17 protein-coding genes are annotated in these 21089 nt (G+C 65.9%); 14 read left to right on the top strand and 3 right to left on the bottom strand.

Going from position 1 to position 21089, the window contains the following annotated elements:
* Positions 1-60 precede the first annotated feature (60 nt).
* The 7 genes from BJ122_RS15800 to murC all read left to right on the top strand — a co-directional run bounded on the left by BJ122_RS15800 (position 61) and on the right by murC (position 9873).
* Positions 61-1518 (top strand): UDP-N-acetylmuramoyl-L-alanyl-D-glutamate--2,6-diaminopimelate ligase, encoded by a 1458-nt coding sequence (locus tag BJ122_RS15800; protein ID WP_110782170.1) that lies wholly within the window; start codon positions 61-63, stop codon positions 1516-1518.
* Entirely contained in the window at positions 1515-2957 is a 1443-nt protein-coding gene (locus BJ122_RS15795) for a UDP-N-acetylmuramoylalanyl-D-glutamyl-2,6-diaminopimelate--D-alanyl-D-alanine ligase (RefSeq protein ID WP_110782169.1), read from the top strand. Before BJ122_RS15800 ends, BJ122_RS15795 begins: the two co-directional genes overlap by 4 nt.
* A gap of 10 nt (positions 2958-2967) precedes the next feature.
* Complete coding sequence (gene mraY, locus BJ122_RS15790; RefSeq protein WP_027277727.1) at positions 2968-4050, top strand: phospho-N-acetylmuramoyl-pentapeptide-transferase; 1083 nt, start codon at positions 2968-2970, stop codon at positions 4048-4050.
* Between the two features lie 172 nt (positions 4051-4222).
* Complete coding sequence (murD, locus tag BJ122_RS15785; RefSeq protein ID WP_110782168.1) at positions 4223-5620, top strand: UDP-N-acetylmuramoyl-L-alanine--D-glutamate ligase; 1398 nt, start codon at positions 4223-4225, stop codon at positions 5618-5620.
* A gap of 340 nt (positions 5621-5960) precedes the next feature.
* Positions 5961-7112 carry a putative lipid II flippase FtsW gene (ftsW, locus tag BJ122_RS15780; RefSeq protein ID WP_110782167.1) on the top strand — a complete coding sequence of 384 codons (1152 nt, stop codon included), beginning with the start codon at positions 5961-5963 and terminating at the stop codon, positions 7110-7112.
* A gap of 66 nt (positions 7113-7178) precedes the next feature.
* Positions 7179-8306 (top strand): undecaprenyldiphospho-muramoylpentapeptide beta-N-acetylglucosaminyltransferase, encoded by a 1128-nt coding sequence (murG, locus tag BJ122_RS15775; protein ID WP_110782166.1) that lies wholly within the window; start codon positions 7179-7181, stop codon positions 8304-8306.
* Between the two features lie 163 nt (positions 8307-8469).
* A complete protein-coding gene (gene murC, locus BJ122_RS15770; protein ID WP_110782165.1) occupies positions 8470-9873 on the top strand; it encodes a UDP-N-acetylmuramate--L-alanine ligase in 1404 nt (467 codons plus the stop codon).
* Between the two features lie 134 nt (positions 9874-10007).
* Here the strand turns inward: murC and BJ122_RS15765 are convergent, their stop codons facing one another.
* Positions 10008-10343 (bottom strand): GIY-YIG nuclease family protein, encoded by a 336-nt coding sequence (locus BJ122_RS15765; protein ID WP_110782164.1) that lies wholly within the window; start codon positions 10341-10343, stop codon positions 10008-10010.
* A gap of 125 nt (positions 10344-10468) precedes the next feature.
* Between BJ122_RS15765 and murB the strand changes: the two genes are divergently transcribed.
* Entirely contained in the window at positions 10469-11392 is a 924-nt protein-coding gene (murB, locus tag BJ122_RS15760) for a UDP-N-acetylmuramate dehydrogenase (protein WP_110782163.1), read from the top strand.
* Positions 11393-11425: 33 nt separating this feature from the next.
* Here murB and BJ122_RS15755 read toward each other — a convergent pair whose 3' ends face one another.
* Together BJ122_RS15755 and BJ122_RS15750 are read right to left on the bottom strand one after the other, a co-directional pair.
* A complete protein-coding gene (locus BJ122_RS15755; RefSeq protein WP_110782162.1) occupies positions 11426-12262 on the bottom strand; it encodes a bestrophin-like domain in 837 nt (278 codons plus the stop codon).
* Between the two features lie 15 nt (positions 12263-12277).
* The gene (locus BJ122_RS15750; protein WP_245407752.1) at positions 12278-13381 is read right to left on the bottom strand and encodes a glycosyltransferase family 4 protein; all 1104 of its coding nucleotides are present in this window, start codon (positions 13379-13381) and stop codon (positions 12278-12280) included.
* Between the two features lie 196 nt (positions 13382-13577).
* Here BJ122_RS15750 and BJ122_RS15745 point away from each other — a divergent pair, with 196 nt between their 5' ends.
* The 6 genes from BJ122_RS15745 (at position 13578) to BJ122_RS15720 (ending at position 21084) form a co-directional block, all read left to right on the top strand.
* Positions 13578-14504: a D-alanine--D-alanine ligase gene (locus BJ122_RS15745; protein ID WP_110782160.1), complete on the top strand. Its 927-nt coding sequence runs from the start codon at positions 13578-13580 to the stop codon at positions 14502-14504.
* A complete protein-coding gene (locus tag BJ122_RS15740) occupies positions 14471-15457 on the top strand; it encodes a cell division protein FtsQ/DivIB (RefSeq protein WP_110782159.1) in 987 nt (328 codons plus the stop codon). The genes BJ122_RS15745 and BJ122_RS15740 overlap by 34 nt, the downstream gene beginning before the upstream one ends.
* Positions 15454-16773 (top strand): cell division protein FtsA, encoded by a 1320-nt coding sequence (gene ftsA / locus BJ122_RS15735; RefSeq protein ID WP_110782158.1) that lies wholly within the window; start codon positions 15454-15456, stop codon positions 16771-16773. The genes BJ122_RS15740 and ftsA overlap by 4 nt, the downstream gene beginning before the upstream one ends.
* A gap of 89 nt (positions 16774-16862) precedes the next feature.
* A complete protein-coding gene (ftsZ, locus tag BJ122_RS15730) occupies positions 16863-18638 on the top strand; it encodes a cell division protein FtsZ (RefSeq protein ID WP_110782157.1) in 1776 nt (591 codons plus the stop codon).
* Between the two features lie 345 nt (positions 18639-18983).
* Positions 18984-19943 carry a UDP-3-O-acyl-N-acetylglucosamine deacetylase gene (gene lpxC / locus BJ122_RS15725; protein ID WP_110782156.1) on the top strand — a complete coding sequence of 320 codons (960 nt, stop codon included), beginning with the start codon at positions 18984-18986 and terminating at the stop codon, positions 19941-19943.
* Positions 19944-20175: 232 nt separating this feature from the next.
* On the top strand, positions 20176-21084 hold the full coding sequence (locus BJ122_RS15720) for an outer membrane protein assembly factor BamD (protein ID WP_110782155.1): 909 nt from the start codon (positions 20176-20178) through the stop codon (positions 21082-21084).
* Positions 21085-21089 lie beyond the last annotated feature (5 nt).

Here is a 21089-nt window from a genome sequence, read left to right as displayed (position 1 = left end):
TGCGTGCGTTGGATGCGCGGCCTGGTCGCATTCTCAGGATGAGCCGACAAGGCAAATATCATGAAGCTCTCGGAGCTGTTCAGCGAAGATACCGTGGTGCCGCCTGCGGCCGCCGCGCTGGAAGTCAGCGGGCTGGCGGTTGATAGCCGCACTGTGCGGCCCGGCGATCTGTTTTTCGCGCTGGCTGGCGTCAAAACCGACGGGGCGAAGTTCATCGCCCAGGCGATCGAAGCGGGGGCGGTCGCGGTGGCTGGCGATCATGTGCCGTCCGATGAAACCCGGGTGCCGCTGCTGCGCGTCGCCAATCCGCGCCGCGCGTTGGCACTCGCTGCGGCGCGCTTCTATCCGCGCCAGCCGGCCACCATTGCCGCGGTCACCGGCACCTCCGGCAAGACCTCGGTTGCGGCGTTCACGCGGCAGATCTGGGAGCGCCAGGGGCTGGCATCGGCTAGCATCGGCACCATCGGTTTGGTGACGCCGCAGCGCACCGTCTATGGCTCGCTGACCACGCCCGATCCGATCGCGCTGCATCGTTCCATCGATGAAATCACCGGCGAGGGTATTAGCCATCTGGTGCTGGAAGCATCCTCGCATGGCCTTGATCAGCACCGGCTCGACGGACTGCGGATCAGCGCCGGCGGTTTTACCAATCTGTCGCGCGACCACATGGATTATCACCCCGACGTCGCGCACTATCTGGCCGCCAAGCTGCGGCTGTTCCGCGATCTGGTGATGCCGGGCGGCGCGGCGGTGATTTCCGCCGATCATGACTGCTCGGCCGAAGCGATTGACGCGGCGCGCTCGCGCGGCCTGCGCGTGATCAGCATCGGCCGCAATGGCGATCCCCATGACGGCATCCGCTTGCAGTCAACCGCGATCGACGGTTTTGCGCAGCGGCTCACCATCACCCATCAGGGCCGCAGCCACGACATTCTGCTGCCGCTGGTCGGTCAGTTTCAGATCGAGAACGCTTTGGTCGCCGCAGGGCTGGCGATCGGCACCGGCAGCGATCCGCTCACGGTGTTTGATGCGTTGCCGCAGCTCGAAGGCGCCAAGGGCCGGCTCGAACTGGTCGGGCAGCGCAGCGGCGCGCCAATCTTCGTCGACTACGCCCATAAGCCCGACGCACTCGCCAAGGCACTGCAGGCGCTGCGGCCCTATGCCAAGGGCCGGCTGGTGGTGGTGATCGGCGCCGGCGGTGATCGCGATGCCGGCAAGCGGCCGCTGATGGGCGCGATCGCGGCCGAACATGCTGATCGCGTGATCGTCACCGATGACAATCCGCGCAGCGAGGATCCCGCGGCGATCCGCGCCGCCATTCTCGCTGCTGCGCCGGGCGCCGCCGAGATCGGCGACCGTGAAAAAGCTATTCGCGCCGCCATTGCGGCATTGCAGCCCGGCGATGCCTTGCTGATCGCGGGCAAAGGCCATGAGACCGGACAGATCATCGGCGACCGGCTCGTTCCGTTCAGTGATCACGAGGCCGTCGCCGCGGCCCTGACCTCGAGTGTTGCATGACCACACCCTGCCTCTGGACCTCGGATGCGATGGCGACCGCGATGGGCGCCGCCACCAGCGGGGCGCTGCCCGACTGTATCACCGGCATTTCGATCGATAGCCGCACCGTGCAGCCCGGCGAAGCGTACTTCGCCATCAAGGGCGACGTGCATGACGGCCACGCCTTTGTCGGCGCCGCGCTCGCGGCCGGCGCCGCGCTGGCGGTGGTGGCGTGCGACCAGCGCGATCAGTTCGCCGCCGATGCGCCCTTGCTGATTGTCGACGATGTGCTGGATGGTTTGCGCGATCTGGCGCGCGCGGCGCGGGCGCGGCTCGCCGGGCGGGTGATCGCGGTCACCGGCTCGGTCGGCAAGACCTCGACCAAGGAAGCGCTGCGCGCGGTGTTCGCGGCGCAGGGCGAGACCCATGCATCGGTGGCGTCGTTCAACAATCATTGGGGCGTGCCGCTGACGCTGGCGCGCTGCCCGGCGAGCGCGCGCTATGCGGTGTTCGAGATCGGCATGAACCACGCCGGCGAAATCGAGAAGCTGGTGGAGATGGTGCGGCCGCATGTGGCGATCATCACCACGGTCGAGCCGGTGCATCTGGAATTCTTCGACAGCGTCGAAGGCATCGCCGATGCCAAGGCGGAAATCTTCTGTGCCATGGAGCCGGGCGGCGCCGCGGTGCTGAACCGCGACAATCCCCATTTCGAGCGGCTGTGCCGGCGCGCCCGCGAACGCGGCATTGAGCGCATCGTCACCTTCGGCAGCGATGTTGCCGCCGATGCCCGCTTGATCGACGTCGCGCTGCACCCCGATTGCTCGGCGGTGCGGGCCGAGATCAACGGCCTGCCGGTGACCTACAAGCTGGCGATCCCCGGACGGCACCAGGCCATGAACTCGCTGGCGGTGCTGGCGGCTGCTGAACTCGCCGGAGCCGATCTGGCGCTGGCGGCGCTGACGCTGTCGCAGGTGGCGCCGGCGAGCGGGCGCGGCGTGCGCAAGACCCTCGAGATCGGCAGCAGCGGCGAGGCGACCTTGATCGACGAGAGCTACAACGCCAATCCGGCCTCAATGGCGGCGGCGTTGAGCGTGCTCGGCGCTGCAACCCCTGGCGCGCACGGCCGGCGGATCGCCGTGCTCGGCGACATGCTGGAACTCGGGCCGAGCAGCCCGGAATTGCACAGCGGGCTGGCGGCGTCGGTGGCCGCCAATGCGGTGGATATGGTGTTCTGCTGTGGGCCGATGATGCGCCACCTCTGGGATGCCCTTTCCCCGGGGAGGCAGGCCGGCTATGCAGACAGTTCGGCGGCGCTTGAGTCCCAGGTGGTTGCAGCGATCCGCGCCGGCGACGTGATCATGGTCAAAGGTTCGCTCGGCTCGCGCATGAAGACGATCGTCGCGGCGCTCGAGAAACATTATCCCAGCAGCGCCGCGTCCAGCGATGTCGCGGTATAAGGCGGCTTGAATGCTTTATTGGTTGGTCGATTTTTCCAGCACGATCCCGGCCCTCAATGTGTTCCGCTACATCACGTTCCGCACCGGCGGCGCGATGGTGACCGGCGCGCTGTTCGTGTTTTTGTTCGGGCCTTGGATCATCGACAATCTCAGATTGCGCCAGGGCAAGGGCCAGCCGATCCGCACCGACGGGCCGCAGTCGCACCTGACCAAGAAGGGCACGCCCACCATGGGCGGCCTGATGATCCTGTCGGGCCTGGTGGTCGGCACGCTGCTGTGGGCCAATCCGGTCAATCCCTATGTCTGGATCGTGCTCGCGGTCACGCTCGGCTTCGGCTTCGTCGGCTTCTATGACGACTATCTGAAAGTCACCAAGCAGAGCCACAAGGGCTTTTCCGGCCGCACCCGGCTCGCGATCGAAACCATCATCGCCGCCGCGGCCTGCTATGCCTTGATGCGGCTTGGCCGTGATCCGCTGTCGAGCTCACTGGTGGTGCCGTTCCTGAAAGATGTGGCGCTCAATCTCGGCTGGTTCTTCGTGTTCTTCGGCGGCTTCATCGTGGTCGGCGCCGGCAATGCCGTGAACCTGACCGACGGTCTCGACGGCCTTGCGATCGTGCCGGTGATGATTGCCGCGGCGAGTTTTGGGCTGATCTCCTATCTCGCCGGCAACGCGGTGTTCGCCGATTATCTGCAGATCAATTACGTCGCCGGCACCGGCGAACTCGCGGTGCTATGCGGCGCGCTGCTTGGCGCCGGGCTCGGCTTTTTATGGTTCAACGCGCCGCCGGCCTCGATCTTCATGGGCGATACCGGCTCGCTGGCGCTCGGCGGCATGCTCGGCACCATCGCGGTGGCGGTGAAGCACGAGATCGTGCTGGCGGTGATCGGCGGGCTGTTCGTGCTGGAAGCGGTGTCGGTGATCGTGCAGGTCGCTTCGTTCAAACTGTTTGGCAAGCGCGTGTTCAAGATGGCGCCGATTCATCACCATTTTGAACAGAAGGGCTGGACCGAACCGCAGATCGTGATCCGGTTCTGGATCATCGCGGTGATGCTGGCGCTGGCCGGCCTGTCGACGCTGAAGCTGCGGTGAGTGGCGTGTTCTGCCTTCGCTCGGAACATCGCATCATGCACTCCCCGTCATGGCCGGGCTTGTCCCGGCCATCCACGACAACAGGCAAGGCCTCGCTTGGCTTCGTGGATGCCCGGGTCAAGCCCGGGCATGACGACAAAAGAGAGGTCATCTTTGAAAAGGCGGTGACGCCATGATCCCGGTGACCTCATTGGCCGGCAAGACGGTGGCGGTGTTTGGCCTTGGCGGCTCCGGGCTGGCGAGCTGCCAGGCGCTGCGCGCTGGCGGCGCCGAAGTGATCGCCTGCGACGACAATCTCGACCGCATGGTTGAAGCCAGCCAAGCCGGCTTCATCACCGCCGATCTGCGCACCATGGACTGGCGCCCCTTTGCGGCGCTGATCCTGACCCCCGGCGTGCCGCTCACCCATCCGGCGCCGCATTGGTCGGTGCTGAAGGCGCGGGAAGCCGGCGTCGAGGTGATCGGCGATGTCGAATTGTTCTGCCGCGAGCGCCACCGCCACGCGCCCGATGCGCCGTTCGTCGCCATCACCGGCACCAATGGCAAATCGACCACCACCGCGCTGATCGCGCATCTGATGCGCGAGGCGGGCTACGACACCCAGCTCGGCGGCAATATCGGCACCGCGATCCTGTCGCTCGAGCCGCCGGCCAAGGGCCGGGTGCACGTCATCGAGATGTCGTCCTATCAGATCGACCTGACGCCGTCGCTCGATCCCACGGTCGGCATCATGCTGAACGTCACTGAGGATCATATCGACCGCCACGGCACCATCGAGCTGTACGCCGCGGTCAAGGAGCGGCTGGTGGCCGGGGTCGCGCCGCACGGCCGCGCCATCATCGGCGTCGATGACGGCTTTGGGCGCGACATGGCCGACCGGCTGCAACGCGCCGGCCAGCCGGTGCAGCGGGTGTCGGTGCAGGGTCCGCTCGCCGATGGCATCATCGTCGAGCACGAAACGCTGATCGAGGTCAGCGGCGGCGCGCGCCACGAGATCGCGCGGATCGGCGGCATCGGCTCGCTGCGCGGGCTGCACAATGCCCAGAACGCCGCCTGTGCGGCCGCTGCGGCGCTGGCGCTCGGCGTCAGCCGCGAGGCGGTGCAGAAGGGGCTGCGCAGCTTTCCGGGGCTGGCGCATCGCATGGAGCAGGTTGGCCGCCAAGGCGGCACGCTGTTCGTCAACGACTCCAAGGGCACCAACGCCGATGCCGCCGCCAAGGCGCTGTCGTCGTTCGGCGACATTTTTTGGATCGCCGGTGGCAAGCCGAAGACCGGCGGCATTGTCAGCCTGGCCGAGTTCTTTCCGCGCATTCGCAAGGCCTATCTGATCGGTGACGCCGCGCAGGAATTCGCCGCGACCCTGGAGGGGCGGGTGGCTTATGAGATCAGCGGCACGCTCGATCAGGCCGTGCCGAGCGCGGCGCGCGACGCTGCGGCGTCCGGCTTGTCCGAGCCGGTGGTGCTGCTGTCGCCGGCCTGTGCGTCGTTCGATCAGTTCCGCAATTTCGAGATCCGCGGCGCCCGGTTCCGCGAACTGGTCACCGCGCTGCCCGGCGTCACGCCGGTCTGAGGATTTGCCCCGCCGCCTGGCCGCTCTTTACCTCTCCCCGCAAGCGGGGAGAGGGAGCCGGCCGCCACCGTGTCAGACCGTGCGGATAAATCGGGATTCACCACCGGGCGATAGGCCGCTCTTTACCTCTCCCCGCGCAGCGGGGAGCGGGGAGAGGGCGCCGGCCCCGGCCGTGACGGACGCTCGGCCAGCTCCCTGCAATCATTTCGATTCCATTAACCCCTTGGCAACCACGATGGCGCACCAATGAGGTGAGCCCGGCGCCATCTGCCGGCCGACGGCCAATCGGTGGCCGCGGCTCGCCGGCTGCAATCATTCCCAGGATCGCCGAGGAGCGTCGATGATCTCCCGTGAACAGCGCACCCCGTTCAGCGAATGGTGGTGGACCGTCGACCGGCTGCTGCTCGCCGCGATCGTGGTGTTGATGCTTGGCGGGGTGATCCTGTCGCTGGCGGCGTCGCCGCCGGTGGCGACACGGATCGGGCTCGACTCGTTCCACTTCTTCAACCGCCACGTCATGTTCCTGCTGCCGTCGTTCATCGTGCTGATCGGCGTGTCGTTCCTGTCGCCGCGCCAGATCAGGCGCAGCGCGCTGGTGGTGTTTGCGGTCTCGGTGGCGCTGATCATGGCGACGCTGCTGTTCGGGCCGGAAGTGAAGGGCTCGCGGCGCTGGATCACCATCCTGGGCATCAATATCCAGGCCTCGGAATCGGCCAAGCCGGCCTTCGTGGTACTGGCGGCCTGGCTGTTCTCGGAATCGGCGCGCCGGCCGGAAATGCCGGCGACCTCGATGGCGGTCGGCATTTTGCTGCTGCTGGTGACCTTGCTGGTGATGGAGCCGGATTTCGGCCAGACCATGCTGATCCTGATGTCGTGGGGCGCGCTGTTCTTCATCGCCGGTATGCGCATCGTCTGGGTGCTGGGGCTGGCGGGCGTCGCCGCCGCCGGGCTGTTCGCGGCCTATCTGTTCGTTCCGCACGTCGCCGGCCGTATCAAACGGTTCATGAACCCGGCGTCGGGCGACACCTTCCAGGTCGATACCGCGATGGAAGCGTTCAGCAATGGCGGCTGGCTCGGCCTTGGGCCGGGCGAGGGCATTGCCAAACGCACGCTGCCGGATAGCCATACCGACTTCGTGTTCGCGGTCGGCGCCGAGGAATTCGGCATTGTGCTGTGCCTGGGCATTTTGGCGCTGTACGCCTTCATCGTGCTGCGCACGCTGTCGCGCGCCTATGCCTCCGAGGATCTGTTCGCGCGCTTTGCCGCTGCGGGCCTTGCGATCCTGTTCGGCGTGCAGGCCGCGATCAACATGGCGGTGAACCTGCAATTGCTACCCGCCAAAGGTATGACGCTGCCGTTCATCTCCTATGGCGGCTCGTCGATGGTGTCGCTGGCCTATGGCGTCGGCATGATGCTCGCGCTAACCCGGCACCGCCCGCAGATCGAGGTGGAGTCGGCCAGCCGCGCGTCCGCAACGCCAGGCTACGCCTGACCGGCATGCTTGAGCGCCGTTCGCCCGTCTTGAGATCGCGCGGGCTGTGATTTATCAGGCAAGCCAATCATGAACCCAGCTCCGCTCATTCTGCTCGCTGCCGGAGGAACCGGCGGCCACCTGTTTCCGGCCGAGGCGCTCGGCGTCGTGCTGATGCGGCGCGGCCTGCGCGTGCGGCTGGTCACCGACGACCGCGCGCTGCGCTATAGCGGGCTGTTCTCCCGCGACATGATCGACGTGGTGCCGAGTGAGACCGTGCGCGGCCGCTCGCCGATCGCGCTGGCGCGCACCATGCTCAAGCTCGGCGCGGGCGGCCTGATGGCGCTGAGCCTGATGCGCCGGCTGAAACCGGCCGCGGTGATCGGCTTTGGCGGCTATCCGACGCTGCCGCCGCTGCTGGCGGCGCGGCTGCTGGGCATTCCGACCCTGGTCCATGAAGCCAACGCGGTGATGGGCCGCGCCAACCGTTTTCTGTCCGGCAAGGTGAGCGCGATCGCCACCTCGCTGCCCGGCGTGCTTGACCGCGATCCGGTGCTGTCCGGCAAGACCACCACCACCGGCACGCCGATGCGCCCGGCGATTCTCGCTGCGGCGGCGGTGCCCTATGTTGCGCCCGAACCCGATGGCGCGCTGCGGCTGCTGGTCACCGGCGGCAGCCAGGGCGCGCGGGTGATGGCCGATGTGGTGCCATATGCCATCGAGCAGTTGCCCCCGGAGCTGTGGCGGCGGCTGGTGCTGGTGCAGCAGGTGCGCGACGAGGATATGGCGCGGGTGCGCGCGGTCTATGATCGGCTGAAGCTCAATTTCGAGTTGGAACCGTTTTTCAGCGATCTGCCGGCGCGGCTCGCCTCCAGCCATCTAGTGGTGTCGCGCTCCGGCGCGGGCACCGTGGCGGAGCTGGCCGCGATCGGCCGGCCGTCGATCCTGGTGCCGCTGCCCGGCGCCATCGATCAGGACCAGTATGCCAATGCCGGCGTGCTGGCGCAGGCCGGCGGCGCGATCCGGATCGTGCAGGGCGATTTTACCCCGGCACGGCTGGCGCAGGAGATCACCGCGCTGGCTGGCGCGCCGGAGCGGCTTACCGCCATGGCCGAGGGTGCGCGCGGCGTCGGCCGGCTCGATGCCGCCGACCGGCTTGCCGATCTGGTGATCAAGACGGCGGGGATTTCGGTTAAATCCACGACCTTTCAATGAGATAGCCCGCCGATCCGCCCGTGCGAGCGGGCGAGGGCGAACGACTTGACGCTTTTCATCGCGCCGCGCCGGGTATACCCAAGGCGGCTTCCGGCGTCGCACGAGGCGGCGCCGATTCGTTGCCGGGTGCGAGCGTCCGGTGCTGAACTGGAAGAGACCTACCATGAGACTGCCGCGCGAGATCGGACCCATTCACTTCGTCGGGATCGGCGGCATCGGCATGAGCGGCATTGCCGAGGTGCTGTGCAATCTCGGCTACACGGTGCAGGGTTCCGACGCCTCGGAAGGCGCCAACGTCCAGCGGCTGCGCGCCAAGGGCATCGCCATCAATGTCGGGCACAAGGCCGAGAACGTGGCCGGCGCCGACGTGGTGGTGGTCTCGACCGCGATCAAGCGCGACAATCCAGAACTGCTGGCGGCGCGGGCGCAGCGCATCCCGGTGGTGCGGCGCGCCGAAATGCTGGCCGAACTGATGCGGCTGAAAAGCTGCGTCGCCATTGCCGGCACCCATGGCAAAACCACCACCACCTCGCTGGTCGCTTCGTTGCTCGACGCCGGCGAATTCGATCCGACCGTGATCAATGGTGGCATCATCAACGCCTATGGCACCAACGCCCGGCTCGGCGATGGCGAGTGGATGGTGGTGGAAGCCGATGAGAGCGACGGCACGTTCCTCAAACTGCCGGCCGACGTCGCGATCGTCACCAATGTCGATCCAGAGCATCTCGATCACTTCAAGACCTTTGAGGCCGTGCAGGAGGCGTTCCGCAATTTCGTCGAGAACGTGCCGTTCTACGGTTTTGCGGTGATGTGCATCGACCATCCGGTGGTGCAGGCGCTGGTCGGCAAGATCGAAGACCGCCGCATCATCACCTATGGCGAGAATCCGCAGGCCGATGTCCGGCTGCTGGATCTGACGCCAAATGGCGGTGCGTCGCGCTTCAAGGTCGCGTTCCGCGACCGCAAGGCTGAGACCGCGCATGAGATCGATGATCTGATGCTGCCTATGCCCGGCCGCCACAACGCGCTCAATGCCACCGCCGCGATCGCGGTCGCACATGAACTCGGTCTGCCCGATGACGTGATCCGCAAGGCGCTGGCCGGCTTTGGCGGCGTGCGCCGCCGCTTTACCAAGACCGGCGAACACAACGGCATCACCGTGATCGACGATTACGGTCATCATCCGGTGGAGATCGCCGCGGTGCTGAAGGCGGCGCGCGAGTCGACCGGCAACCGGGTGATCGCCGTGGTGCAGCCGCATCGCTACACCCGCCTGCAAACGCTGTTCGAAGAATTTTGCACCTGCTTCAACGACGCCGACACCGTCGTTGTCGCCGAGGTCTATCCGGCCGGCGAGACGCCGATCGCCGGCATCGACCGCGACAACTTCGTGCTCGGGCTGCGCGCCCACGGCCATCGCGAGGCGGTGGCGCTGCCCGACGCCGCGTCCTTGGCGCGCGTCGTGCATGAGATCGCCAAGCCCGGCGACTATGTGGTTTGTCTCGGCGCCGGCAACATCACGCAATGGGCCTATGCGCTGCCGGGCGAATTGAAGGCGCTCGGCTGATGGCGCAGCTGATGGCTGCCGCACTGAAATGGAGCCGTGATGGTGCTAATCAGCCGGCAGGGCTGATGATGCACCAGACTGCTGCCATGCTTCGCGCTTCGTCATGGCCGGGCTTGTCCCGGCCATCCACGTCTTCACTGCGCGATGGTCGGAAACAGGTCATCCCAACTGGGGTTGGTCGCCAGGATCATCCGGACCTTCCAAGCTCGCGGCCAGTGCTTGATGTTGTGCTCGCGTTGGATAGCGGTTCGGATATCCTCGAAATGTTCGAAGTACACCAGCCGCTTCAGCCCGTATCGCTTGGTGAAGCCGTCCACGAAACCTTCGCGGTGCTGATACACGCGGCGGACCAGATCGCTGGTGACGCCGACATACAAGATGCCGTTCGGCCGGTTAGTCAGAACATAGACATAGCCGCCAGCCATGCTGCTCCTCCGCAAGACGTGGATGGCCGGGACAAGCCCGGCCATGACGTGCTGAGAGTTCAATCCATCACAAACAACTGGGCAATCGGGGGTAGTGACATTAGCACGCTTCCACTCGTTCCGTCATGGCCGGGCTTGTCCCGGCCATCCCCGTCATCGGCCGTAAGCGTATGACCTTTCCCGACATCACCCCCGAATTGCACGCCGCGATGCCGGAGCTGCGCGGCCGGATGCTCGCCAATGAATCGCTGGCGCCGCTGACCTGGTTTCGGGTTGGCGGTCCGGCACAATGCCTGTTCACGCCGGCCGATGAGGCCGATCTCGCTTACTTCCTGGCGCATCTGCCGGCCGGTCTCGACGTCACCGTGGTCGGCGTCGGCTCCAATCTGATCGTGCGCGACGGCGGGTTGCCGGGCGTCACCATCCGGTTGACGCCGCGCGGTTTTGGCCAGACCGAGGTGATTGATCAAATCGTGCATGCCGGCGCGGCCGCGCTCGACAAGCGCGTCGCGGAGCAGGCGGCTGCCGCCGGACTCGGCGGGCTGGAGTTTTACTACGGCATTCCCGGCACGATCGGCGGCGCGCTGCGCATGAATGCCGGCGCCAATGGCCGCGAAACCAAGGACGTGCTGATCGACGCCACCGCGGTGACGCGCGATGGCCGCCTGTTGAAGCTCGATGCCGCGGCGATGCAGTTCAGCTACCGGCACAGCGGCGCCGATCCGTCGCTGATCTTCACCTCGGCGCGGCTGCGCGGTGCGCCGAAAGCGCCCGATCTGATCCGCGCCAAGATGAATGAAGTGCAGGCCCATCGCGAACTGGCGCAGCCGGTGCGCGAAAAGACCGGGGGCTCGACCTTCAAGAATCCGCCGGGCATGAGCGCCTGGAAGCTGATCGACGCCGCCGGCTGCCGCGGCCTGCGGCTGGGCGGTGCGCAAGTCTCGGAAATGCACTGCAATTTCCTGATCAACAATGGCGACGCCACCGCTGCCGATATCGAGACGCTGGGCGAGACGGTGCGCAGCCGGGTCAAGGCCCATTCCGGCGTCGAGCTGCAATGGGAAATCAAACGCATCGGCAACGCCGCGGCGTAGCAACGCCGCAGCGTGGTGCGCTGACCTGGTCCGCTACTTGGTCGCTGGCGCGACCTGCACTGGTGCGACTTGCACCTGCGCATCCGGAGCCTGTGTCAGCGTCGTCGGCAGCGTAAGCAGCCGTTCCAGCGGCACCGGCGACACTTTGAATACGCCGCCGAACGGGTCTTCCTGCAGCGCGACCAGGCCGAGCGCGACAATGGCGCCGGTCGAGAACACGGTGAGCGCCGCCACCATTGCGCGCCGCCGCTCAAGATGCACCACCGCGATCGCGACCTGGGTGATCACGCCGAGCAGCAGTACAGAAATCCATTTCAATTCGGCGGTGCGATCGGTGGACAGTGTGATGCGATTGTTGCGCGCGGTGCCGGCGTGCACCGCCGCCGACAGCATCGCGGCATGCACCGCGGCGCTGGCGTCGCGGCTGATCGATGGATCGCTGAGCCGGCGCAGGAATTCGTCATAGGCGGCGTCGGTGTCGGGCGCGCTATGGCCGGCCGCCGGCGGCCATTCGTGCTTGAGCACCGAGGCCACATAGGTTTGCAGCGATTTGCGGATCTCGCTCATGTCGGTGACCGAGGCGACGCTCAGCGAATAGACGTTCTGCAATTCGCCGGCCTCGCTTTGCACCGCTTTGGAGGCTTGGCGATTGCGCTCGAGAATATCGTAGCTGAGAAAGCTGGTGAGCAGCGCGAACAGGATCGCCACCGACGAGAAGAACGGTGCGACCACCCCGGTGAAGGTCTTGATGGTGGTCTTCAGCGGCGACGAGAACACCAGCAGCACCAGCGTGACCGCGACGCCGAAATACAGCGCGGCCAGGGTCGCGAAGATGCCAATGCTATCGAAATTGAGCCAGGCTCTGATCATCGCGGCCTCATGCGCTTAGCTGCCGCATAGCCCGGCCACAAAGCCGAATGGCGGTCGGTTGCGGATCGCGGCGGCCTCGGTCAGCACCTGCTCGGTCTGCGGGCCGAGCACCGCGACGTCATAGCGGGTGCGGGCCGCGAGCTGGGCGGCATCACCCATGCGCTGCCGGCGCTCCGGATCGGCGGCGAACGCCAGTAGATGGTTGCTGATCGCCGCGACATCGCTGACCTTGACGATGTGGCCGGTCGTGCCCTCGGCGACGAAATCGGCCAGCATGCCGACATCGGTGGCGATCACCGGCAGGCCGCGCGACATCGCCTCGAGCACGGCGAGCGGGCTCGATTCCTTGCGCGACACCAGCGCGAACACGTCGAGCGCCGCCAATAGCGCGGCCACGTCATTGCGGCTGCCCGGCGCGATTATCCGGTCGGTGACGCCAAGGTCGGCGGCGACCTGCTGCAATTCGGCGTAGTAGTCCTTGAAGTGGCCACCGACCAGCAGCAGCCGCGCCGACGGCTCGCGCTGCAGCACCACCGCGAGCGCGCGCACCATGTCGATCTGGCGCTTGCGTTCGCAGATATCGCCGACGCAGCCGATCACGAAGGCGCCCTGGTCGATGCCGAGCGTGAGGCGCGCCGCAGCGCGTTCCTCTGGCGCGATCACCGGAAAGCGCGAGGTGTCGATGAAGCTCGGAATCATCCGCATCGCGGAGCGCCGCACCCGATTGACCGTGACGTGATGCCGTTCGGCGTCGGGCGAGGTGGCGATGACGAAATTGTTGAACCACCAATGCAGCTGCAACGAGCTGGAATGCGCGGTGGCAACCACCGGACGCCGGCTCAGAATCCGCGCCAGCATGCCGTAGGTATGGGCGCTGCTCATATGGGTGTGCAGCACGTCGGGCTCGAACTGGTTGAGCCGGCGCGTCACCCGGATCAGTTCCTTGGGACTGCGGCCGAAGGTCGTGACGAATTTCTCGGCGCCCTCCAGGCCGGGCCGGTCGCCGATCCAGGCGTCGGGGCGGTGCAGCAGCAGCACGCGGTGGCCGCGGCTGAGCAAATATTGCGTCAGCAGCAGACAATGGACCGCGACGCCGTTGACGCCGGTGCCGGAGATCATCAGGGCGACGCGAAGGCGACGGCCAGGGGCCGGCGAAGGCTTGGGAGTAGGGGCTGCGGAATCGAGGGTCATGCAAGGAAGGAGGATCAGAGGGTACGAAGACCGCTTCTCCGAATCGACGGAATCATCGAAAATCCCAGATTCCAACGGGCTTCGCAGCGAAGTCGTCGCGTCGCCAGTAGTTTGAGGACATCAAGTGACAAAACGCAAGCACGTCGCCGTACTGTTCGGAGGCTGGTCATCCGAACGGGAGGTCTCGCTGCGCTCCGGCAAAGCCTGCGCCGATGCGCTGGAGCGCTGTGGCTATCAGGTGACCCGGATCGACGTCGATCGCGCCATCGCTACCAGGCTTGCCGAGCTGCGCCCCGATGCGGCGCTGGTGATGCTGCACGGCCATCCGGGCGAGGACGGCACCATTCAGGGCGTGCTCGAGACGCTGGCGATTCCCTATTCGCATTCTGGGGTGCTGGCGTCGGCCTTGGCGATGAACAAGGACATCGCCAAGACGGTGATGAAGGCGGCTGGCGTTCCGGTGCCCGAAGGGCTGACCGCGACCCGCGCCGAGATCGCCAAGGGCCATGTCATGGAGCCGCCTTATGTCATCAAGCCGGTGGCGGATGGTTCCAGCGTCGGGGTGTTCATCATCACCAAGGACCATACCCATCCGCCGCAGGAACTGTTCCGCGATGACTGGGCCTATGGCGAGCGGCTGCTGGTCGAGAAATATGTTCCGGGCAAGGAACTGACTTGCGCGGTCGTGAAGGGCGAGCCGACCGACGTTATCGAGATTGTGCCGACGGTACGATTCTACGACTATGAGGCAAAGTATTCTCCGGGCGCGTCAAAACACATCCTGCCTGCATCTCTTTTACCTTTTGTTTACCAGGAGGTCCGAAGGTTAACGTTGGCGGCGCATGTTGCGCTCGGCTGCCGGGGCGTGAGCCGGGCGGATTTCCGCTTCGACGATCGCATCGAGGGGGCAAGCGGCCTCGTCTGCCTCGAGGTCAATACCCAACCCGGAATGACCGAGACGTCACTCGTGCCAGAGCTCGCAGCGTATGCGGGCATAACCTTTGACGAGCTCGTGCAATGGATGGTGGAGGACGCCTCGCTCGGTCGATGAGACGGCAGGGGCTGCTATCTGACCTGAGAGCCGCCGCCCGTGGGGCGGGGATTCTGCTGCGCGAGCGGTGGGAGCGGAGCCGTCGTGCCCGCCGCGCCCGCAAGCTGGAACGGTATAGCAATCACCGCGTCATCGCCTGGCTTGAAAAGTACCTGCCGGCGCGGCTCGGGGTGGTAGTCACCACCTTGGTGCTGCTCGGCAGCGTCGCGCTCGGCGTGGTCAAGGGTGGCCATCTCGAGGAGGCCATCACCGGCTTCAACGATGCCCGCAACGCGGTCGCCAATCTCGCCGGGTTCCGCATCACCTCGGTGTCGATGCCGGGCCGCAAGCAATTGACCCAGGATGAGGTGCTGGCGCTGGGCGGTGTCACCGGCCGGTCGTCGCTGCTGTTCCTGGATGCCACCACGGTGCGCGATCGGCTGATCGCCAATCCGTGGATCGCCGACGCCACTGTTCTGAAACTCTATCCGGGGCACCTCACCATCGAGATCACCGAGCGCACCGCCTTTGCCCGCTGGCAGTATCAGGGCCGGCTGTCGGTGATCGCCGATGACGGCGCGGTGCTGGAACCCTATGTGGCCCGCCATTTCGCGGCATTGCCGCTGGTGGTCGGCAAGGGCGCCGAGACCCAGGCCAAGGATTTTCTCGCGCTGCTGGCGCGCTATCCGGAAATCCGTTCGGCGACGCTGGCGGCGGTCTATGTCGGCGAGCGGCGCTGGAACCTGCGGCTCAAGAGCGGGCTCGATATCCGGCTGCCCGAGCATGACGTCGGCAAGGCTTTGGCGACGCTGACCAAGCTCGACACGGAGGAACGGCTTCTGTCCCGCGACATCGTCGCGGTCGATATGCGCTTGCCCGATCGGCTGACGGTGCGGCTGTCGGAGGACGCTGCCAAAGCCCGTGAAGAACTGTTCAAAGACAAGAAGACCAAAAAGAAGGCCGGTGACGCATGAGCGGCCCTCATTATCAGACCCCGAAAATCCGCCCGATGTCGCATAAGCGCTCGGCACTGGTGGCGTCGCTCGACATCGGCACCAGCAAGATCGCCTGCATGATCGCGCGGCTCACCCCCTGTCCGCCCAACAGCGCGCTGCGCGGCCGCACCCACGCCGTCGAGCTGATCGGCTACAGCCAGATCCAGTCGCGCGGCGTCAAAGCCGGCTCGGTGATCGATCCCGGCGAGTGCGAACGTGCGGTCCGCCAAGCGGTGGCAATGGCCGAAGACATGGCCAAGGTTCGCGTCGAGTCGGTGCTGCTGTCGGTGTCCGGCGGCCGCCTGATGGGGCAACTGGTTGAAGCGTCCGCCAATGTCCATGGCGGGGCGGTGACCCAGGCCGACGTGTCGCGCGTCACCAGCGTCGGCATGCGCCATGCGACCGGGCCGGGGCGCTCGGTCACGCACGCGCTGCCGGTCAGCTACACGCTCGACGGTGTCAAGGGCATCCGCGATCCGCGCGGCATGGTGGCCCGGCAGTTCGGCGTCGACATGAACATTGTTACGCTCGACGCGGCGGTGGCGAAAAACCTGATGCTGGTGGTCGAGCGCTGCCATCTCAACATCGAGGCGATGGCCGCGAGTCCTTATGTCGCAGGCCTGTCGGTTCTGACCGACGACGAAGCCGATATCGGCGCGGCCGTGATCGAAATGGGCGCGGGAACCACCACGATCGCCATTTATTCGGCGGGGCGGTTCGTGCACGCCAGCGGATTTGCGGTAGGCGGGCAACACATCACGATGGATCTGGCCCGTGGACTGGGTGCCTGCATTGCGGATGCCGAGCGAATCAAGACGTTATATGGCACCGTACTGACCGGCGGATCCGATAGCCGCGAGCTGCTGACTGTGCCGAGCGCCGGAGATAACGATCGGGATTCTCCGCAGGTCATTTCTCGCGCCACGATCGCGAATATTATCCGGCATCGGGCCGAGGAGATTTTTGAAATGGTCAGGGACCGGCTCGCGCAGTCACCGTTCGCGGCTGAGCCGCGCGCGCGTGTGGTGCTGAGCGGTGGCGCTTCGCAGCTCACCGGCTTGCCGGAGCTCGGAACCCGGATTCTTGGACGCCCGGTGCGGGTCGGGCGGCCGCTCGGTTTCGGCCGACTTCCCCATGAGGCTAAGAGTGCATCCTTCGCGGTGCCGACCGGTCTCTTGGTCTACCCGCAATACGCCCATCTCGAGCATGTCGAGCCGCGCCATGTGCGGCCGCAACGCACTGGCACGCACGGCTATTTCGGCAAAGTGGGGCAGTGGCTGCGGGAGGGTTTCTAACATGACGTTGTCTTCATCCTTTTCTTGTCCATCCCAGTCCCCGGTGGTTCCGGGCGATCGAACCATGCGCGCGTAATCGAGAGGCACTTATGACGATCAACATCAACGTCCCGGACATTCGCGAGCTGAGGCCCCGGATTACCGTATTCGGCGTCGGCGGTGCCGGCGGCAACGCCGTCAACAACATGATCTCTGCTGGTCTGCAGGGCGTGGATTTCGTGGTGGCGAACACCGATGCCCAGGCGCTGACCATGTCGAAGGCGCAGCGCTTGATTCAGATGGGCACCCAGGTGACCCAGGGGCTGGGCGCCGGTTCGCAACCGGACGTCGGCGCGGCCGCGGCTGAGGAAGTCATTGACGAGATTCGCGATCACCTCTCGGGCGCGAATATGGTGTTCGTCACCTGCGGCATGGGCGGTGGCACCGGCACTGGCGCGGCTCCTGTGATCGCGAAGGCGGCGCGCGACCTCGGTATACTGACCGTGGGTGTGGTCACCAAGCCGTTCCACTTCGAAGGCGCGCGGCGCATGCGCACCGCCGAGACTGGCATCACCGACCTGCACAAGGTCGTCGATACCCTGCTGATCATCCCGAACCAGAACCTGTTCCGGGTGGCCAACGAGAAGACCACCTTCGCCGACGCGTTCGCGATGGCCGACCAGGTGCTGTATTCGGGCGTGGCCTGCATCACCGACCTGATGGTCAAGGAAGGCCTGATCAACCTCGACTTCGCCGACGTGCGCGCCGTGATGCGCGAAATGGGCAAGGCGATGATGGGCACTGGCGAGGCCTCCGGCGAGAAGCGCGCGCTGACCGCCGCGGAAGCCGCGATCGCCAATCCGCTGATCGACGATTCCTCGATGAAGGGCGCCCGTGGCCTGCTGATCTCGATCACCGGCGGCAAGGACCTGACCCTGTTCGAGGTCGACGAAGCCGCGACCCGTATCCGCGAGGAAGTCGATCAGGACGCCAACATCATCGTCGGCGCCACCTTCGACGAGAGCCTGGACGGCATCATCCGCGTGTCGGTGGTTGCCACCGGCATCGAACAGGCGGCGCTCGCGCGGAACTTGGCCGCGCCGGCCGGTGCTTCGGCGTCGGCCGGGAATGCGACTGCGACGGACACCCGTCTTGCCGATCTGAGCGCGCGGCTGCGTGCCGATACCCAGCGCGCTGCCGCTGACAACGCTGCCAATGCCGCGACCGCCATGTCGGCTCCGGCTTTGACCTCGTCGCCGGTCGGCGCGCCGCGTGCCACCGCCACCCCGGTCGACCGGGCGGCGCTGGCGGCGATCGCCGCTGCGGTCAGCACCGAGAAGATGCCGCAGGCCCCGGCGCCGCAGCCGGCCGCCTATGGCGACATCACGGTGCGCCCGATCGCGCAGAAGCCGTCGCTGTTCCCTGAGCCGGAAGCGCCGCAGGTGGCCGCCGACGAGCCGCCGCCGGAAGCGTTCATTCCGCAGCAGCCCGATCGCGGTGCGATTCGCTCGCCGCGGATGCCGAATTTCGACGAGCTGCCGGTTCCGGCACAGAACGAGATTCGGCAGGCGCAGGGCGATGCCGACGCCGACCACCCGCACAAGACCCGCATGTCGCTGCTGCAGCGCCTTGCCAGTGTAGGTCTTGGCCGTCGGGACGAAGAAACCGAATCGCCGGTAGCGACCCGTCCGGCGGGGCCGATGATGCCGCAGATGCCGCCGCTTCCGGATCGCAAGATGTCCGGCAACGAGCCGGTGTCGGAGTATGCGCGGCGTTCAAGCCCGCAGGGTTTGGACCAGCACGGCCGTCCGGCGCCGCTCGCGCCGGCGCCGCAGGGGGATGATCACCTAGATATCCCCGCTTTCCTGCGTCGGCAGGCCAAGTGACGGTCTGTAACAAATGCCACGTTCAAGGGGCTCCGGCGTGATCCGCCGGGGCCTCTTTCACTTTTGGCGCGGCCTGTCGCCGTGTTATGTAAGTTGTTGAAGTAAAAGTGTTTTGCTGCTTGTTCGCGCTCCGGTCAGCGCTGCTGCCACGGCCCAATTTGAGGCAAATGAGAACGGTTGGCGGCGCCTTTGCGGCGGGTTTGGGGTAACAAACCGTAAAAAAGCGTGAGTTGGCGGTGTTTGAGGCAGTGGGTATGGTTTCCTGACTTTGGGGACGTTGAAGACGAGTCGTCGCGGATTTGATCGGTTTCGGTCTTCATCAGTTCATTGGTGGGCAGACTTAAGATGAAATTCAGCCGTCAGACCACGCTGCGTTCGCAGGCCACGGTGACGGGCGTCGGTGTTCATTCCGGCCGCCCAGCTTCGTTGACGATCGGGCCCGCGGACATCAATGCGGGTTTTATTTTTGTACGCACCGGCCTGGATGGCGCCGACCGCGAGGTACGGGCCAATGCCAAGTCGGTGATCGCCACTGAGCTGGCGACCGTGTTGGGCGATGGGGATGGCGCATTGGTCTCCACCGCCGAGCACGTTCTGGCCGCGCTGCGCGGTATGGGTGTCGACAACGCCATCATCGAGGCCGACGGCCCCGAAGTGCCGATCATGGACGGCAGCGCCGCTCCGTTCGTCGCCGCCATCGAGCAGGCCGGAATCCGCGAACAATCGGCGCCGCGCCGCTACATTCAGGTGCTCAAGCCGGTGCAGGTCGCGATCGGCGACTCGTTCGGCGAACTGCGCCCCAATTCGCGTGGCTTCCGCACCGAAATCGAGATCGATTTCGCCAATCCGATGATCGGCCGGCAGCGGTTCTGCTGCGATCTCGATCCGGAAACCTTCCGCCGCGACGTCTGCCGGGCCCGCACCTTTGGCTCAATGACCGACGTCACCCGGCTGTGGAGCCTCGGCTACGCGCTCGGTGCTTCGTTCGAGAATTCGATCGTGTTCGACGAAACCCGGATGCTGAACACCGAGGGGCTGCGCTACACCGACGAATGCGTGCGCCATAAGGTGCTGGACGCGATCGGCGATCTGGCGCTGGCCGGGCTGCCGCTGCTCGGGACCTACCGTTCGGTGCGCGGCGGCCACAAGCTCAATCACGCCGTGCTCACCGCCCTGCTGGACGACCACAAGGCCTGGCGGGTGGTGGAAGCCGAGCCCGCGCGCCGTCCGCGCGCCCAGGGCGAAGCGGCTGGCGGCATGGTCGGCGGCATGATCGCCCCGGCCTATGGCCCGGACGTGTCCTGAGCCTTACCGCAACTTTCCGTTCCAAAACCTTGATGCGCCGGCGTTGCTGTCGCTGCGCGCCGGCCTTCGCCATATTCCCGGCGGAATGGCTCCCTAGTCGGGTTGGTGGATCGGCCTTTTTGGGCTACATAGCCTGCGGTCGCGCGGCCATCTTGAGCGTGTCAATGGTTCGTCCATGACCGTGTTCATGGACCGGCGCAGCGGACCCTGCATTTCAGGCATCAGGAAGCAAATGTCGGCACAGCATGTGACGTCCGCTCAACGGGGATCGACGGTTGAAGCGAGGGGAGGGCGCGCGTGGCGGGCCTTGCGACTGGTCGCGAGCGTCACCGTGCTGGCGCTGCCGCTAGCTGGCTGCGGCACCGGCGCGCTGTGGGACAAGTTTTTGGCCAAGGACGAGACCTATAAGGACGAGCCGGCCGACAAGCTCTACAATGAGGGTCTGTACCTGCTGAACCAGAGCAAGGACCCCAAGGCCGCCTCCAAGAAGTTCGAGGAAGTCGATCGTCAGCATCCTTATTCGGACTGGGCGCGCAAGGCGCTGCTGATGTCGGCCTATGCCTATTATGAGGCCGGCGACTATGACAGCTGCATCGGCTCGGCGACCCGCTATGTGACGCTGCATCCCGGCAGCCCGGACGCCGCCTATGCGCAATATCTGATCGCCGCCTCGCATTACGACCAGATTCCGGACGTTTCGCGCGACCAGGGCCGCACCGAAAAGGCGATGGCCGCGCTCGAAGAAGTCAGCCGCAAGTATCCGACCTCGGAATATGCCACCAGCGCCAAGAAGAAGCTGGAAGGCGCGCGCGACCAGCTCGCCGGCAAGGAGATGAGCGTCGGCCGCTATTATCTCGAGAAGCGCGATTACACCGCGGCCATCAACCGCTTCAAAACCGTGGTGACCCGTTATCAGACCACCCGGCATGTCGAAGAAGCGCTGGCCCGGCTGACCGAGGCCTATATGGCGATCGGCATTGTCGGCGAGGCCCAGACCGCCGCCGCCGTGCTTGGCCACAACTTTCCTGACAGCCGCTGGTACAAAGACGCCTACAACCTTGTTAAATCGGGCGGACTCGAACCGAGCGAGAATCAAGGCTCCTACATCAGTAAAGCCTTCCGGAAGTTTGGCCTCGGATAGGACTG

This window comes from Rhodopseudomonas faecalis (genome assembly GCF_003217325.1).
In the GTDB taxonomy this organism is placed as follows: domain Bacteria; phylum Pseudomonadota; class Alphaproteobacteria; order Rhizobiales; family Xanthobacteraceae; genus Rhodopseudomonas; species Rhodopseudomonas faecalis.
Note: the sequence above shows the minus strand (reverse complement) of the source record. Positions and strands in the feature narration are given on the sequence as shown.